Genomic DNA, 15119 nt, shown 5'->3' with positions numbered 1-15119 from the left:
CGGAATGGCTTGATCGCGGCGATGGTTGCGGGCGGCGGACTGGCGGTCGCGGGTGTGGGCGGACTGGCCCACGCCGATGCGGACGCGAGTGGCCGGGCCGAGCGCTCGCCGGGACTGCTGTCCGGAAACCTCGTACAACTGCCGGTGAACATCCCCGTGAACGCGTGCGGGAACACCGTGAGCGTGGTCGGCGTGCTCAACTCGGCGGCCGGGAACCGCTGTAGCAACGAGTCACCGGGCGGTGGCGGCGGACATTCGACCGCGGGATCCACCCACTCCTCGAAACCGGCAGGCGGGAACAGTGGCGGGGCCGTCGCCGAGGGACGCGGAAAGGATTCTCCGGGAGTGCTGTCCGGCAACGGGATCCAGCTCCCCGTCGACCTCCCGCTGAACATCAGCGGCAACGCCGTGAGCGTGGTCGGCATCGGGAACACCTCCCACGGCAACACGTCCGTCAACGGCGAGGAGCCCACGGGCGGTAAGCCCGTCCAGCCGCCCGTCGTCGAAGAGCCGGTGACCCCGACCGCACCCGTGGCCGTGCCGCCGGCCCCGCGCCCGGCGCCGCCCGCCCCGCCGCGGCACATCGAGGCGCTCGCCCACACCGGGTCGGACGGCGTCGGCTACCTGCTGCCCAGTGGCGGCGCGCTCCTTCTCGGCGGGGTGCTCCTCTACCGTCGCTTCCGCCTCAACTGAGCGGTTCAGGCAGACGGGTCCGGGGCGGGCGCGGTCGCGTGCCCCGGGGGCTGGGTGCGCCACCCGTCCAGGATGGCGTCGATCCGCGGGGCCAGCCGGGCGCGGGCCGCGAACCGCGGGACCCCCGCCATCAGCAGGGCGTCGTACTCGGTGTCGGTGTGTCGCACCGCCGCCCGGACCGCGACGGAGACCGCCAGTCCGTCGAGGGCCCGGCCGGCCGCGGTCCGGCCCACCCGGCCGCTGCCGCGCACCGAGGCGTGGGTGGCGATCGCCACGGCCCGGTCGGCCGGACATCCGGGGAACAGCCGCACGATCTCGGCGGCGAAGGCCGCCGTGAACCGGGTGTCCTCCGCCGCACGCCGCCGCCGGTCGCGCTCTCGACGGCGCGCCCGCGCCTCCGAGTCCGCGAGGCAGGCCCGCTCCGCGCCGGCCAGGGCGGCCTCCTCGACGAGGAGGCCCAGGCGTTCGTAGCGGTGCCGGCACTTGTTGAAGCGCACGACGACGGCGCACAGCGAACTGGCCTCTCGGGAGCGGCGGGTGAGCGCCGTGTCCCCCCGCGGGAGATAGACGAGATGGCCGAGATCCGTACAGTCCAGGCAGCGGGGCACGCCGGACTCGCGGACGAGGTGCCGCAGCGGGCCCTGCCGGCAGTCGGCGCAGTGGATCTGCTTCAGCGATTCGAAAACCACCAGGCTCATAGACGTGTGATACCGCTGTATGACCCTCATATCACCTGGTGAAGAAGGCATGTTGATGTTTCGTCGAGTGTTCCTGGATGTCCCGCGGCCCTTTTACCGTGGGGCGGTGGACCGCAGGAGGTCCGCCGAGGAGGGGCACATGGGTGGGCGGCAGGCGATGACGGCACGGTCGGGCGGGGCATGCGTCGCCACGCTCCCGACTGGCCGGGAGATAGTCATCCCGCCGGGCGGTTGCACCGGCTGGCACTTCCACCGGGTCAGGCTGGACGCGGTGGTCCTGGCGGGGACCCTCACCCGGGTCCTGCACGACCGCACCGTCGAGGTGCACACGGCCGGTTCCACCTTCGTGGAACCCGCGGGCATAGGACACATCCACCTGGGCCACAACCTCGGCACCGAGCCGGTCGTGCTCCACGTGACCCCCGCGCTCCCGGCCGGGACGCCCTTCGCGATACCCACCCCGGCCCCGGCCGGCGTCACGCAGGCGGTCTGTGGTCAGCACGCACACTGAACCCGGCCGCTCCGGCCCCGGCCCACTCCGGCCACCCCCGCCGTCCCGCAGCCGGCGGGCGCTCACACCAGTCGGCGTATCTCCCCGCGGACCCGGTAGAAGCCGCCCGAGGCCGGGTGCAGCCCGTCCACCACGTACCGGGCGCCCGCCTCCCGTATCCCGCGCGGGAACTGCACGTTCCACGTGGGTTCGAAGCCGCCCGACACCACCTGCACCCGCATGCGGCCGCCCTGCTGGACGCACTCCACCACCACGCCGGCCGCCGGGTCCGCGGTCACCGCCGCCATCGAGACCGTCGCCACCGCCGAGGCCGACGCGGCCGGTGTGAACACCGGGAGCGCTGCCGCCGACTTCACGTCCATCGGTGCGGGCACCGAACCCTGCTGGGCCGCCGCGATCGCCTGCTCGGTCGCGTCCACACAGACCAGCGACCCGTCGGTGGTGACGAGGTACAGCCGCTCGTCCAGGTACTGCATGGACAGTGCCGACCCGCCGCCCGTTCCCAGCTTCCACAGGCGTCGGCCGTCGGCGTCGAAGCAGTAGACCGAGGAGGAGGAGTCGCCCGCGAAGACGTGCCGTCCGTCGGGCGAGGTCGCGCACGAGTACACCGCCGCGTCGCACGCGTAGGAGGCCTCCACCGCCCCCGTCGTCTTCGAGAGCCGCTGCACGGTGTTGCGGGCCGTCCCCGCGTACACCGCGTGGTCCTCCTGCCAGCCGAACAGCACCCCGCCGGGGGTCTTGGTGTGCCACAACTGCCCGGTGCCGTCGGCCGCGTACGCCGTCACACCGCCGCTGTGCCCGTGGAAGACCGCCCGCTCGTCCGCCCGGACCATCCAGGCGCCGTGGCCGCCGGACTTCCGCGACCACTGGTGCTCGTCCTCGTGGTCGATGACGGTCAGGCCGCCGTTCGCGTCGGAGACGTTCAGCACGCCCTCGTGGATGTCGAGCCAGTAGATGTCCACGTCCGCGGCGATCGCGTACGCGCCGAACGGCACCTTCGACGACAGGTCGTACACCGTGCCGTCGTCACAGCCCGCGTATATCCAGAACTCGTCCGCGACCAGGCACTTCACCCCGTCCGGCAGCGAATACCGGGCCAGCACCTCGCCGCCGTGGCTCAGCGTGTAGACATCGCCGGCCTGGTTGCCGACCCAGCAGCGGTCCTCGTCCACGTGGATGCCGAAGGCCGACGAACCGGTCCGGAAGCGCCACAGCACCGGGGCCACCGCACGCGCCGTCGAGGGCGCCGAGGTCACCTGGCGGCGGGTGACCGATCGGGCCGCGCGCTGCCCCCGCACCGCCGGGGCGTACCCCTTGCGCACCTTCTCGCCGATCTTCTTCGCGGCGGCCGCCCGGGCCTTCTCGGCGCTCGGGAACGCGGAGGTCTGCAGCTGGCCGTCCGCACCGATGCGCCCGTACCGCACGGACACGGCCGTGCCGTCGACGGTCACCTCGTAGAACTTGTGGGCCGCGCCGTCGTCCTGCGACAGCTCCAGATACGTCGTCTCCCGAGCCATGACAAACCTCTCCCCAAAGGCAGCGCCGCCGGCTCCCTTTCGGCCGGTGATCCCTCGTGAAAAACGCTACGGCCCAGCACTGACAATGGGCCCGTGCAGTGGGAAGCGATCACATGGCAGCGGATGGCCGAGCGGCTCGCCGGTCACCTCGACAACCCCGACAACGACTCCGACAAGGCCTCCGGCAACGACCCCGGCAACGACCCCGACAACGCCCACGAGCAGGGCAGTTGGCGGCGGGTGGGCATCGACGGCGCCCCCGCCGCCGACACCGGTCTCCTCGCCGGTGAACTGGCCGAAGCGCTGCGGCGACGCGGACGCCCGTCCCTGGTGGTGTCGGCCGACGGATTCCTACGGCCGGCCTCCCTCCGCTTCGAGTTCGGCCGGCAGGACGTGGACTCCTACCTCGGCGGCTGGTACGACACGGCCGCCCTCTGGCGGGAGGTCTTCGGCCCGACCGACCCCGGCGGCACCGGTCGGGTGCTGCCGGACCTCTGGAATCCGGTGACCGACCGGGCGACCCGTAGCCCGTACGTCGAACTCCCACCCGGCGGCGTGCTGCTCGTGCACGGCCCGTTGCTGCTGGGCCACTGGTTCCCCTTCGACCTGAGCGTCCACATCCGGCTCTCCGCCGGCGCGCTCGCCCGCCGCACCGAGGAGTCCGCGCGCTGGACGCTGCCCGCCTTCGCGCGCTACGAGGCCGACACCGACCCGGCGTCGACCGCCGACGCGGTGGTCCGGGCCGACGACCCCCGCCACCCCGCCTGGACCGGCATCCGGAGCCGCTGACGGGCCGGGACGGGCCGGGCCGGACCGGGCGGCCGGATCGGGCCGGGCCGGCTCCAGCGGCACCACGACCGCTACGGCCGACCGCCCTGCCGGGTCACCGCCAGGGCCGCGGCCCGGCACCCGGCGCGGGCGGCCTCAGCCGGGTCCGCGCCGTCCAGCCGGGCCGCGAGGAAGCCCCCGGTGAAGGCGTCCCCGGCGCCCGTGGAGTCCACCGCCTCGACCGGTTCCGCCTCGATCTCGGCGGTGATCCGGCCGCGTTCGGCGATCAGCGCCCCCGCCGCGCCCCGGGTCACCACCACCAGCGGCACCCGCCGGCTGAGCTCCGCCGCCGCCCGGGCCACCCCCGCCGGCTCCGGCAGCCCGGCCAGCAGCCGGGCCTCGTCCTCGTTCGGCAGCAGCACGTCCACCCCCGCCACGGCGTCCAGGAAGCGCTGCGGCCCGAGGCCGGCCAGGAATCCGGCCGAGGCGGGATCCACGCTCACCGACACCCCCCGCGTCCGGGCCGCCCGCAGCGCGACCATGGCCAGCTCCCGGCTGCTGTCGGCGAAGAACAGATAACCGGACAGATGCAGATGGGCCGCCCCGTCCAGCAGGGAGGGGGTCCAATCGGCGGGGCACAACCGCAGCGAGGCCCCGCTGTCGGTCAGGAACGTCCGCTCCGCGTCCTTGCCGACCAGCGCGACCACCGTCCCGGTCGGCTCCCGCGCGTCGATCACCAACCGCGGCCGCACCCCCGCGTCCACGAGCGCCCGCTCGTGCCAGCGTGCCGACTCGGCACCCACCCGCGCCAGGAGCCGTACCTCCGCGGTCCCCGTACGGGCCGCCCAGCAGGCCGCGTTGGCCCCGGCCCCGCCCGGCAGGGTCCGGATGCGGGCAGCCGTGTCGGTGGCCGGAGTCAGCGGCTCCGGATGTATGGCCACCACGTCCGTCACCACGTCCCCGACGACGAGCAACGCCCCCGGCCCGGTCATGCCCGCGCCGCCCAGGCCCCCGCGATCCGGGCCCCGAGCCGCACGTTGCCGCGTACCGCCGCCAGGTTCGCCTCCAGCGAGGCCCCGCCCGTCGCCCGTACCAGGAACCCCAGCAGGAACGGGGTCACCGCCTGCCCCGTGATCCCGCGCTCGCGGCACTCGGCGAGCGCCTCCGCCAGCACCCGATCGTGCAGCTCCGGATCCAGCTGCTCCTCCCGCGCCACCGGATTGGCCACCAGCAGCGCCGAGTCGGCACCGCCCAGCGCGTCCTGAGCGGCCATCACCGCCGCCACCTCCTCGGGCCCGTGCACCGTCCAGTCCACCGGCTCGCCCGAGTCGGCCAGGTAGAACCCGGGGAAGCGGTCCGTCCCGTAGCCGAGCACCCCCACCCCGAGCGTCTCCAGCCGCTGCAGCGTGCCCGGCACGTCCAGGATCGACTTCACCCCCGCGCACACCACGGTGATCCGCGTCCGCGCCAGCAGCGACAGGTCCGCCGACTCGTCCTGCGTCCGGGCCCACTCCCGGTGTACGCCGCCCAGCCCGCCGGTGGCGAAGACCCGCAGGCCCGCCCGGGCGGCGAGGAAGGCCGTCGCGGACACCGTCGTCGCCCCGGTCGCGCCCGTCGCCAGCGCGGGCGCCAGATCCCGGTGACCGAGCTTGCGTACGCCCTCGCCACCCGCGATCCGCTCCAGCTGCGCCTTGTCCAGGCCCGCGTACGCCACCCCGTCCACGACCGCGATCGTCGCCGGAACCGCGCCCTCCGCGCGGACCATGGCCTCCAGTTCGAGGCCCACCTCCAGGTTGCGGGGGCGGGGCAGACCGTGCGCGATGATCGTCGACTCCAGGGCCACCACGGGATTTCCCCGGGTGAGCGCCTCGCGTACCTCCGCCGACAGGACCGGGATCTCAGATGCTCTGTGCTGTGACATGTCCCCATCCATGGCACGGGATTGACGCCCCCAAACTCTCTCCCGCCACACCCGCCCCAACCTGTCCGAGTAGCGTTCCTCCTTGGCCACGCGCGGCTTCTACGACGAGCCGGCCGACCGGGACCGACCTCAGCCCCGCCTCCGTGGCCCGCACCACCCGCGAGGCCGGCCGGCGCTCGCTCACCCTGCCCGTCGCCGTCGCTGTCGCCGACATGCGGGCCCTGCCCTGCCCTTCGCCGACGCCTCTTTCGACGCCGTGGTCTGCGCCGACAACGCCCTGCCCCACCTGCTGACCGCCCGGGACGTGACCGCGGGCCTGGCCGAAACCCGGCGGGTGCGGCGCCCCGGCGGACTGCCGCCGCTCTCCACCCGCCCGTACGGGGAGCTCGGCACGCCGGGGCGCTGGACAGGGTGACTCGTCGGCCGGGCCGTTCCTGGACGCTGTGGCCACCGCGCCACGGGGGCGGGCCGCACTAGGCTGGCGCGCCATGAGCACCAGTGATCACCCCGCCGCCCCCGCCTCCTTCTCCGTCTCCGTCGCGGACGTCGACCTGGAGGCGGACGACCTCGACCCCGAACAGATCGTCTCCGGCGAGCCCGTCGTGACGGGCAAGGTGCTGTGGGAGTCGGCGGACGGCAAGCAGGTGCGCGGGATCTGGCAGATCACCCCCGGAGTCGTCACCGACATCGAGGCGAACGAGCTCTTCGTGGTGGTCAGCGGCCGCGCCACCGTCGAGGTCGAGGGCGGCGAGACGCTGGAGGTCGGCCCCGGCTCCGCCTGTGTGCTCCGGGAGGGCGACCGGACCACCTGGACCGTGCACGAGACGCTGCGCAAGGCCTACCACATCAGCTACTGACCACGCCCTTCGCGGGCACGGGGTGGCGGCGCGCCGTGAACAGCGCGAGCGCCGCCATCGGCAGCAGCAGCGCGGCGCCGACGGCGTTCAGCCAGCCGTAGCCCGCGCCGGACATGATCAGCCCGGCGGCCGCTCCGCCCAGGCCGGCGGCCGCGTTCATCGTGAGGTCGCTCAGCCCCTGTACGGCGGCCCGCGCGGGCTGCGGCACCGAGTCCGTCAGCAGGGCCGAGCCGGACACCATCCCGGCGGACCAGCCGAGGCCGAGCAGGAAGAGCCCGAGCGCGCTCCGGCCATGGCTGGGCCCGGCCGTTCCGGCGAGCAGCGCGGCGACCGACAGCAGCCCCGCGGCCAGCCCGATCACGGAGAGCCGGCCGAGCCGGTCGGCGAGCCAGCCCATCACGGGGGAGAAGGCGAACATGCCCGCGATGTGACCGCTGATCACCAGCCCGATGAGCTCCAGGCCGGCCCCGTGGTGGCTCAGGTCCATCGGGGTCATCACCATGATCGAGACCATGGTGGTGTGCGACACGGCGACCGTGAGCAGGGCGAGCCGGGCCCGCGGCGAGGCCCTCACGGCGGCGAATCCGGCCCGCAGCGAGCGTCCTTCGCGGGTCTGTTCCTCGGGCGCGGCGAGCGCCCGGGCCGTCAGCAGCGGGTCGGGGCGCAGGAGTACGCCGATCAGCGTGCCGGTGAGCAGGAAGACGGCGGCGGCCCAGACGAACGGGCCGGCCGTCTCGGGTATCGCGGTGCCGGCGAAGCTGCGGCTGGCCGGTGCGGACAGGTTGGGCCCGAGCACGGCGCCGACGGTCGAGGCCCACACCACGACGGAGATGGCCCGGGCACGGTGGTCCGGGGCCGCGAGGTCCGCGGCGGCGAACCGGGCCTGCAGGTTGGCCGAGGAGGCGGCGCCGAAGGCGGCCATGCCGAGCAGCAGCAGCGGGAAGCTCCTGATCGTGGCGGCGAGCACGACCAGGCCCGCTCCGGCGGCGCCGATCAGGTAGGCCAGGACCAGGCCGGGGCGGCGGCCGCGCGCGTTCATCAGCGCGGCGAGCGGCAGCGAGACGACGGCGGTGCCGATCACCGCGGCCGTGGAGGCGACGCCGGACAGCGCCTCGGTACCGCTGACCTCGGTGGCGAGCACGGGGGCCAGGGCGATGCTGATCGGCACGCCGAGGCCGCCGAGGGCCTGGCCGGCCATGAGGACCCGGGAGGTGCGGCGCTGCAGCCGGGCCAGCTCGGGCGGACCCATCGGCCGCACGGGCCGGTCGGTGCCGGGCGCGGCGGTCACGGCGTACACCGGTTGCGCGGGTGCGTGACACGGGGCGCGGGGGACGCGGGGAGGCCGGGTGCGGCGGCAGGAGTAGTCACCGCCGCAGTGTGCCAGCCCTTACCGCGCGACGGAACCGGTCCGGAGCCGGTCCTGAAGCGGGCCGGAAGCGCGCAGGTCAGGGCACGGCTCAGAACAGCGGCTGCGGAAGCACGCCCTCCAGCGCGAGCAGTTGCCGCTTCGCCTCCACCCCGCCGCCGAATCCCCCGATGCCCCCGTCGTTCTCCACGACCCGGTGGCAGGCCACCACCAGCGGCAGCGGGTTCGATCCCATGGCGTTGCCCACGGCCTGGGCGGCGCCCGGCTGTCCGACGCGGGCGGCCAGCTCCCCGTAGCCGACGACCGATCCGTAGGGCACGGAGCGGTCCAGCTCCAGGAGCACCTGCCGGTTGAAGCCGGAGCTCAGGCGCCAGTCCAGCGGCAGCTCGAAGCGCCGCAGCGACCCCCCGAAGTACGCGGTGAGCTGGCGTATCGGCTCGGCCAGCAGTACTTCCTCGCCCGGCGCGGGACGCCAGGCGTCGGCGCCGAGCCGGGAGACGAGCGGGCCGATCATCCTGTCGACCCGGTCCGGCTCGGCATGGAACTCGATCCGGACCAGACCTTCCGGGGTCGCGGCCAGGAGCAGGGGCCCGCCGAGGACACCGTCGCCGGCGACGACGGTCCATTCGAGGTGCGGCCCGCGGGGCCGCTCGGTGCTGTCCACGTGTCCACCGTACGACCACCGACCGACACGGTGGTCACGGTTGTGGATGTCGGCCGGATCGCCCACCGGCCTGTTCGCCGCGTGTCCGCCCGGACGGGCCCGGGGTTCAGAATCCGCCGACCGCGTCCTGGACCACGTCCGGGGCGTTGGTGATGATCCCGTCCACCCCCATGTCCTGCACCCTCCGGGCGGTGGCCGCGTCGTCCACGATCCAGGTGTCCACCTCCATCGCCTTGCCGTGGGCGCCGCGCAGGCCGTGCACGGCCGAGACCCAGTCGGCCGAGATCGTCGTGTGCCACGGGTTGATGCGGTCGGTGAACTCCGCGTAGCGCGGCAGGTCCGCCACGGTGGGGGTGCCCAGGAAGGCCGTCACCAGGTCCGGGCGCAGTCGGTGCACGATGCGCACGGAGTCGGCGCTGAAGCTCTGCACCACCAGGCGCTGCGCGACGTGGCGCGCGTCGAGCCAGCCGGCCTCGTCCAGCACCTTCAGCGTCTGCTCCTCGATTCCGGGGTAGAGCTCCGGCTTCTTGATCTCCAGCAGCAGCCGCTGCTGGTTGCGCTGTACCCGGTCGAGGTACTCCCGCAGGGTCGGTACCCAGGCGCCCGCGTACTCGTCGCCGAACCAGCTGCCCGCGTCCAGCTGGGCGATCTCGGCCGCCGTGAAGTCCTGGACCTTCCAGGGCGCCCGGTTCGGGAACCGCTGCTCGACGTCCGTGGTCCGGGCCAGGGTGTCGTCGTGGATCACCACCAGCACGCCGTCCTTGGTGCGCTGCACGTCGTTCTCGACCCAGTCGAAGCCCATCTGCATCGCCAGGTCGATCGCGTCGATGGTGTTCTCCGGGGCGTACGCGGAGGCCCCCCGGTGGGCGTACACGACAGGGCCCCCCAGCGCGGCCCGGCCGGCGCCGGGGCGGGTGCCGGTTCCCGTGCCGGTCGCGGATCCGGGACCGGTGGCGGCGTACGAGGCCGTCCCGCCCAGCAGGGTGAGAGTGAAGCCCAGGAATGCGGCGGCGGCCGCGGCGGCGGGTCGGACGTACATGTGCGTTCTCCTCGGGTCGTGAGCCCTGTTCCTGCGTCAGACGGGTGCGGAGCGGCAGACGTTGTGGCGATGCACTTCACCGCGATCATGGGGTTGAAGATCACTGAGCCGCCACCGAACTACGACAAACGGACCAGAACGAATGACAGCGGCCCGGTCCGCCGGGAGCGGCCGGAGCGTGCCGCGGGCCCGTGGGGGCGCATGAGTGTCAGTGGGGGGTCGTACGGTTGACCCATGCGGCCCGTATCGAAGATCGAACGCACGGTGGCGCCTTTCGAGGTCGTCAGCCCCTACCAGCCCAGCGGCGACCAGCCGGCGGCCATCGCCGAGCTGGAGAAGCGCATCCGTGCAGGTGAGAAGGATGTCGTCCTGCTGGGTGCGACCGGCACCGGCAAGTCGGCGACCACGGCCTGGATGATCGAGAAGCTCCAGCGCCCCACCTTGGTCATGGCGCCGAACAAGACGCTCGCCGCCCAGCTGGCGAACGAGTTCCGCGAGCTCCTGCCGAACAACGCCGTCGAGTACTTCGTCTCGTACTACGACTACTACCAGCCCGAGGCCTACGTTCCGCAGTCGGACACGTACATCGAGAAGGACTCCTCGATCAACGAGGAGGTGGAACGGCTGCGCCACTCCGCGACCAACTCGCTGCTGACCCGGCGGGACGTGATCGTCGTCGCCTCCGTGTCCTGCATCTACGGCCTCGGTACCCCGCAGGAGTACGTCGACCGGATGGTCTCCCTCAAGGTGGGGGAGGAGGTCGACCGGGACCAGCTGCTGCGCCGCTTCGTGGACATCCAGTACACCCGCAACGACGTCGCCTTCACCCGCGGCACCTTCCGGGTGCGCGGCGACACGATCGAGATCTTCCCGGTCTACGAGGAACTGGCCGTCCGGATCGAAATGTTCGGCGACGAGATCGAGGCCCTCTCCACCCTGCACCCGCTGACCGGCGAGGTCATCAGCGAGGACCGCGAGCTGTACGTCTTCCCCGCCAGCCACTACGTCGCCGGCCCCGAGCGCATGGAGAAGGCGGTCCGCGGCATCGAGGCGGAGCTGACCGAGCGCCTCGCCGAGCTGGAGAAGCAGGGCAAGATGCTGGAGGCGCAGCGGCTGCGCATGCGCACCACCTACGACCTGGAGATGATGCGCCAGATCGGGTCCTGCTCCGGCATCGAGAACTACTCGCTGCACATGGACGACCGCGAGCGCGGCTCCGCGCCCAACACGCTCATCGACTACTTCCCGGAGGACTTCCTCCTGGTCATCGACGAGTCGCACGTCACCGTGCCGCAGATCGGCGCCATGTACGAGGGCGACGCCTCCCGCAAGCGCACCCTCGTCGACCACGGGTTCCGACTGCCGTCCGCCCTGGACAACCGGCCGCTGAAGTGGGAGGAGTTCCAGGAGCGCATCGGGCAGACCGTCTACCTGTCGGCGACCCCCGGAAAGTACGAGCTCTCGCGCGGCGACGGCTTCGTCGAGCAGATCATCCGCCCCACCGGCCTCATCGACCCCGAGGTCGTGGTCAAGCCCACCGAGGGGCAGATCGACGACCTGGTCCACGAGATCCGGCAGCGGGTCGAGAAGGACGAGCGGATCCTCGTCACCACCCTCACCAAGAAGATGTCCGAGGACCTCACGGACTACTTCCTGGAGCTCGGCATCCAGGTGCGGTACCTGCACAGCGACGTCGACACCCTGCGCCGCATCGAGCTGCTGCGCGAGCTGCGGGCCGGCGAGTACGACGTCCTGGTCGGCATCAACCTGCTCCGTGAGGGCCTCGACCTGCCCGAGGTGTCGCTGGTGGCGATCCTCGACGCCGACAAGGAGGGCTTCCTGCGCTCCGGGACCTCCCTGATCCAGACGATCGGCCGGGCCGCGCGCAACGTGTCCGGCCAGGTCCACATGTACGCCGACAAGATGACCCCGGCGATGGAGAAGGCCATCGACGAGACCAACCGGCGCCGCGAGAAGCAGATCGCCTACAACACGGCCAACGGGATCGACCCGCAGCCGCTGCGCAAGAAGATCAACGACATCGTGGCCACCATCGCCCGCGAGGAACTGGACACCGAGGAGCTCCTCGGCACCGGATACCGGCAGGCGAAGGACGGCAAGGGCGCCAAGGCTCCGGTGCCGGCGCTCGGTGGCCGGGCCGTCGCGGCCAAGACGGGCGGAAAGGGTGCGAAGGGCGCGAAGGGGGCCGCGGGCGCCGAGGTGCTCACCGACCGGCCCGCGGCCGAACTGGCCGCGCTCATCGAGCAGATGACCGAGCGCATGCGCGGGGCGGCCGCCGAGCTCCAGTTCGAGGTCGCGGCCCGGCTCCGGGACGAGGTGGGCGAGCTGAAGAAGGAGTTGCGGCAGATGAAGGAAGCGGGCCTCGCCTGACCGGAGGCCGGTCAGTAGGGTTGGGTCTCAGCCGCAGGTACACGCTGCACGCTCGTCATGGGGCGGGCAAGGGAGAGGGGACAGTACGTGACGGTCAACATGACCAAGGGTCAGGCCATCAGTCTGCAGAAGGCGGACGGAGGCACGCTGACCGCGGTCCGTATGGGCCTCGGCTGGCAGGCGGCGAAGCGCCGCGGGCTGTTCGGCTCGCGCACCCGGGAGATCGACCTCGACGCCTCGGCGGTGCTCTTCGCCGACAAGCAGCCCGTGGACGTGGTCTTCTTCCGCCACCTGCAGAGCGACGACGGCTCGGTGCGCCACACCGGTGACAACCTCGTCGGCGGCGTCGGCCAGGGCGGGGACGACGAGGCGATCCTCGTCGACCTCCAGCGCGTGCCGGTGCACATCGACCAGATCGTCTTCACGGTGAACTCCTTCACCGGCCAGACGTTCCAGGAAGTGCAGAACGCGTTCTGCCGCATCGTCGACGAGACCAACGGCCAGGAGCTGGCGCGTTACACCCTCGACGGCGGCGGTCAGTACACCGCGCAGATCATGGCCAAGGTGTCCCGCGCGGGCGCCGGCTGGCAGATGACGGCCCTCGGGAACCCGGCCAACGGCCGCACCTTCCAGGACCTCATGCCGGCGATCCTGCCGCACCTGTAAGCAGTACCGGACAAGAGAAGAAGGCACGGGGGAGGGGCTGCACGATGACGGCCGAACTGGTCCGGGGGCAGAACCACCCCGTGTCCCAGAGCCGGGTGGAGATCAGGGTTTCGGCGGGCACACCCGTGCTCGCCCTGGCCTCGCTCGCCGACGAACAGGGCCGGTTCTCCGGCAACGGGATACTCGCCCACCCGGGCGCCAGGTCCCTTCCCGGCGTCGAGTCGCCGGGGGAGCTCGCCGACCGGCACGCCTTCGCCGTCGACCTCGACGAGGTCGCGGCGGACGTCCACCGGCTCGGTGTCCTGCTCGTCCTGCCGCCGGGCGGCCCGGTCCGCTTCGGCGCGGTACCGGCCTCCTACGTGGCCGTGGCCGACCCGGAGGGCGCCGAGCTCGCCGGATACACCCTGACGGGACTCGACGCCGAGACGGCCGTCGTCGCCCTGGAGCTGTACCGGCGCCAGGGCGCCTGGAAGGTCCGCGCCGTGGGCCAGGGCTACGCCGAGGGCCTCGGCGCCCTGCTCACCGACGGCGGGCTGCCCGCGCTCGCGGCCGCGGAGCTGGCCGCCGCCGCGCTGGGCACGATTCCCCGTACCGCGGGAGCCGACGCCACCCTCGCGACCATGCCGACCCTCGTCGGCGACCTCCGCGCCCCGCAGACCCCGGCGCAGGCTCCCGCGCCCACCCCCGAACCGCCCGACCCGGTCCCCGTCTCCGGGCACCCGTACGCCGGTACGCCCGGGCCCGGTGACACCCCGACCTCCCCGCCCACCATCAGCTACGCCCACCCGCGGCGCCGCCGCACCAGCAACGAGCCGCCCGAGCCCGCGCCGCGGCCCGCCGCCGCGCAGGAACCGGGCCAGGCCCCGCGGCCGGTCGCCGGGGACGCCGGCGGTTGGTCCATGGACGAGCGGCTCTACAACCAGGTCTGGGGGATGTTCGAGGACCTGGCCCGCACGGTCGCCGCCTATCGCAGCGCCGTCGAGTTCGCCGACTCCCGCATGGACCGCGAGCTCGACGAGGCCCTGTCCGACCCGCGCCACCGCCTCGGCGGCTCCGGGAACGCGGCCCGCGACACGGCGCGGGCCCGCCGCGAGGAGCTCGTCGCCCAGGCCCAGGCCGTCCTCGACCGGGACCTGGCCCAGCTGATCGCCGAGTCGGAGGTCGTCGAGCCCGCGCTGCCGGCCGCGTACGCCCGCTGGGACAACCCCGTCTGGCACGGCCACCGCACGCCCGAGGAGGGCCCGCTGGCCCTGCGCCTGGGCGACCTGCACCTGCCCGAGCGGCCCGACCTGCGCATCCCCATGCTGAGCCGGCTCCCGCTGGAGCGCGGGCTCTGGATCGACAACGGCCGTACCGGCTCCGAGGCCGCGATGACCATGGACACCGACCGGCTGCGCCGGGCCGCCATGGACATGGCCGTCGCCCTGGCGGTCCGGCTGCTCGCCGTCCATCCCGCCGACCGGTTCTCCGTCCACGTCATCGACGCGGCCGGAGCCGGATCCGCCTCCCTGGCGCCGCTGGTGCGCGCCGGGGTGCTGGCCGGGCCGCCCGCCGCCGGGGCCCACGGGGTCACCCAGACCCTGGCGGGGTTGACCCGGCGGGTGGACCTCGTACAGATGGCGCTGCGGGCCGGCGCCCCCGAGGACCTGCCGCCGGACGTGGACACGGCCGACCAACTGCTGATCGTGCACGACTTCCCGCACGGCTTCGACGACCGCGCCGTCACCCAGCTGCGCTACCTCGCCGACGAGGGCGCGGCGGTCGGCGTACACCTGCTGATGGTCGCGGACCGCGACGAGGCCTCGGCCTACGGGCCGCTGCTCGACCCGCTGTGGCGCTCCCTGATGCGGCTCTCGCCGGTGCCGGACAACCACCTCGCCGACCCTTGGGTCCATCACGCCTGGACCTTCGAACCGGACCTGCCCCCACAGGGCAGCAGGGTCCTCGACCAGGCACTGGACCGGGTGGCGGAGGCCCGGCGCACTACCCGCCCGTGACCATTCTTTGGGACTCTCTTTACCTAAACCG

14 protein-coding genes and 1 pseudogene are annotated in these 15119 nt (G+C 73.2%); 8 read left to right on the top strand and 7 right to left on the bottom strand.

Annotated features, from left to right (window positions below; translation table 11 throughout):
- Positions 1-21 precede the first annotated feature (21 nt).
- Complete coding sequence (locus tag AB8A24_RS09445; protein ID WP_328963777.1) at positions 22-693, top strand: chaplin; 672 nt, start codon at positions 22-24, stop codon at positions 691-693.
- Positions 694-698: 5 nt separating this feature from the next.
- Here AB8A24_RS09445 and AB8A24_RS09440 read toward each other — a convergent pair whose 3' ends face one another.
- Positions 699-1391, bottom strand: coding sequence for a DUF2293 domain-containing protein (locus AB8A24_RS09440; protein WP_369475326.1), 693 nt, complete (start codon positions 1389-1391; stop codon positions 699-701).
- Positions 1392-1497: 106 nt separating this feature from the next.
- Here AB8A24_RS09440 and AB8A24_RS09435 point away from each other — a divergent pair, with 106 nt between their 5' ends.
- The gene (locus AB8A24_RS09435) at positions 1498-1902 is read left to right on the top strand and encodes a cupin domain-containing protein (RefSeq protein WP_323181209.1); all 405 of its coding nucleotides are present in this window, start codon (positions 1498-1500) and stop codon (positions 1900-1902) included.
- A 62-nt stretch (positions 1903-1964) separates the two neighbouring features.
- On the opposite strand, the gene AB8A24_RS09430 is transcribed toward AB8A24_RS09435, so the two are convergent.
- Positions 1965-3419 carry a WGR domain-containing protein gene (locus tag AB8A24_RS09430; protein ID WP_369475325.1) on the bottom strand — a complete coding sequence of 485 codons (1455 nt, stop codon included), beginning with the start codon at positions 3417-3419 and terminating at the stop codon, positions 1965-1967.
- A 93-nt stretch (positions 3420-3512) separates the two neighbouring features.
- On the opposite strand from AB8A24_RS09430, the gene AB8A24_RS09425 reads away from it, so the two are divergent.
- Positions 3513-4208 (top strand): uridine kinase, encoded by a 696-nt coding sequence (locus AB8A24_RS09425; RefSeq protein ID WP_328963780.1) that lies wholly within the window; start codon positions 3513-3515, stop codon positions 4206-4208.
- A gap of 71 nt (positions 4209-4279) precedes the next feature.
- Here the strand turns inward: AB8A24_RS09425 and AB8A24_RS09420 are convergent, their stop codons facing one another.
- Both AB8A24_RS09420 and AB8A24_RS09415 read right to left on the bottom strand, forming a co-directional pair.
- The gene (locus AB8A24_RS09420) at positions 4280-5179 is read right to left on the bottom strand and encodes a PfkB family carbohydrate kinase (RefSeq protein WP_328963781.1); all 900 of its coding nucleotides are present in this window, start codon (positions 5177-5179) and stop codon (positions 4280-4282) included.
- The gene (locus AB8A24_RS09415; protein WP_328963782.1) at positions 5176-6108 is read right to left on the bottom strand and encodes a pseudouridine-5'-phosphate glycosidase; all 933 of its coding nucleotides are present in this window, start codon (positions 6106-6108) and stop codon (positions 5176-5178) included. The genes AB8A24_RS09420 and AB8A24_RS09415 overlap by 4 nt, the downstream gene beginning before the upstream one ends.
- Positions 6109-6218: 110 nt before the next feature.
- Here AB8A24_RS09415 and AB8A24_RS09410 point away from each other — a divergent pair.
- Both AB8A24_RS09410 and AB8A24_RS09405 read left to right on the top strand, forming a co-directional pair.
- Positions 6219-6496 (top strand): annotated as a pseudogene (locus AB8A24_RS09410) (class I SAM-dependent methyltransferase); the annotation flags it as partial.
- Between the two features lie 100 nt (positions 6497-6596).
- Positions 6597-6965 carry a cupin domain-containing protein gene (locus AB8A24_RS09405; protein ID WP_328963783.1) on the top strand — a complete coding sequence of 123 codons (369 nt, stop codon included), beginning with the start codon at positions 6597-6599 and terminating at the stop codon, positions 6963-6965.
- On the opposite strand, the gene AB8A24_RS09400 is transcribed toward AB8A24_RS09405, so the two are convergent.
- The 3 genes from AB8A24_RS09400 to AB8A24_RS09390 all read right to left on the bottom strand — a co-directional run bounded on the left by AB8A24_RS09400 (position 6955) and on the right by AB8A24_RS09390 (position 10034).
- Entirely contained in the window at positions 6955-8214 is a 1260-nt protein-coding gene (locus AB8A24_RS09400) for an MFS transporter (protein WP_328966029.1), read from the bottom strand. The genes AB8A24_RS09405 and AB8A24_RS09400 overlap by 11 nt on opposite strands.
- Before the next feature lie 208 nt (positions 8215-8422).
- A complete protein-coding gene (locus AB8A24_RS09395) occupies positions 8423-8995 on the bottom strand; it encodes a methylated-DNA--[protein]-cysteine S-methyltransferase (protein WP_328963784.1) in 573 nt (190 codons plus the stop codon).
- A 106-nt stretch (positions 8996-9101) separates the two neighbouring features.
- Entirely contained in the window at positions 9102-10034 is a 933-nt protein-coding gene (locus tag AB8A24_RS09390; RefSeq protein ID WP_328963785.1) for a glycerophosphodiester phosphodiesterase family protein, read from the bottom strand.
- Between the two features lie 234 nt (positions 10035-10268).
- Here AB8A24_RS09390 and uvrB point away from each other — a divergent pair, with 234 nt between their 5' ends.
- The 3 genes from uvrB to AB8A24_RS09375 all read left to right on the top strand — a co-directional run bounded on the left by uvrB (position 10269) and on the right by AB8A24_RS09375 (position 15088).
- On the top strand, positions 10269-12425 hold the full coding sequence (gene uvrB / locus AB8A24_RS09385) for an excinuclease ABC subunit UvrB (RefSeq protein WP_328963786.1): 2157 nt from the start codon (positions 10269-10271) through the stop codon (positions 12423-12425).
- 87 nt (positions 12426-12512) lie between these two features.
- The gene (locus tag AB8A24_RS09380) at positions 12513-13091 is read left to right on the top strand and encodes a TerD family protein (RefSeq protein WP_030762430.1); all 579 of its coding nucleotides are present in this window, start codon (positions 12513-12515) and stop codon (positions 13089-13091) included.
- Between the two features lie 44 nt (positions 13092-13135).
- Positions 13136-15088: a TerD family protein gene (locus AB8A24_RS09375; RefSeq protein ID WP_328963787.1), complete on the top strand. Its 1953-nt coding sequence runs from the start codon at positions 13136-13138 to the stop codon at positions 15086-15088.
- Positions 15089-15119: the final 31 nt, after the last annotated feature.

This window comes from Streptomyces sp. BF23-19 (genome assembly GCF_041106355.1).
Classification (GTDB): Bacteria; Actinomycetota; Actinomycetes; order Streptomycetales; family Streptomycetaceae; genus Streptomyces; species Streptomyces virginiae_A.
The sequence above is the reverse complement of the archived record's forward strand: the minus strand, read 5'-3'. Positions and strand labels throughout refer to the sequence as shown.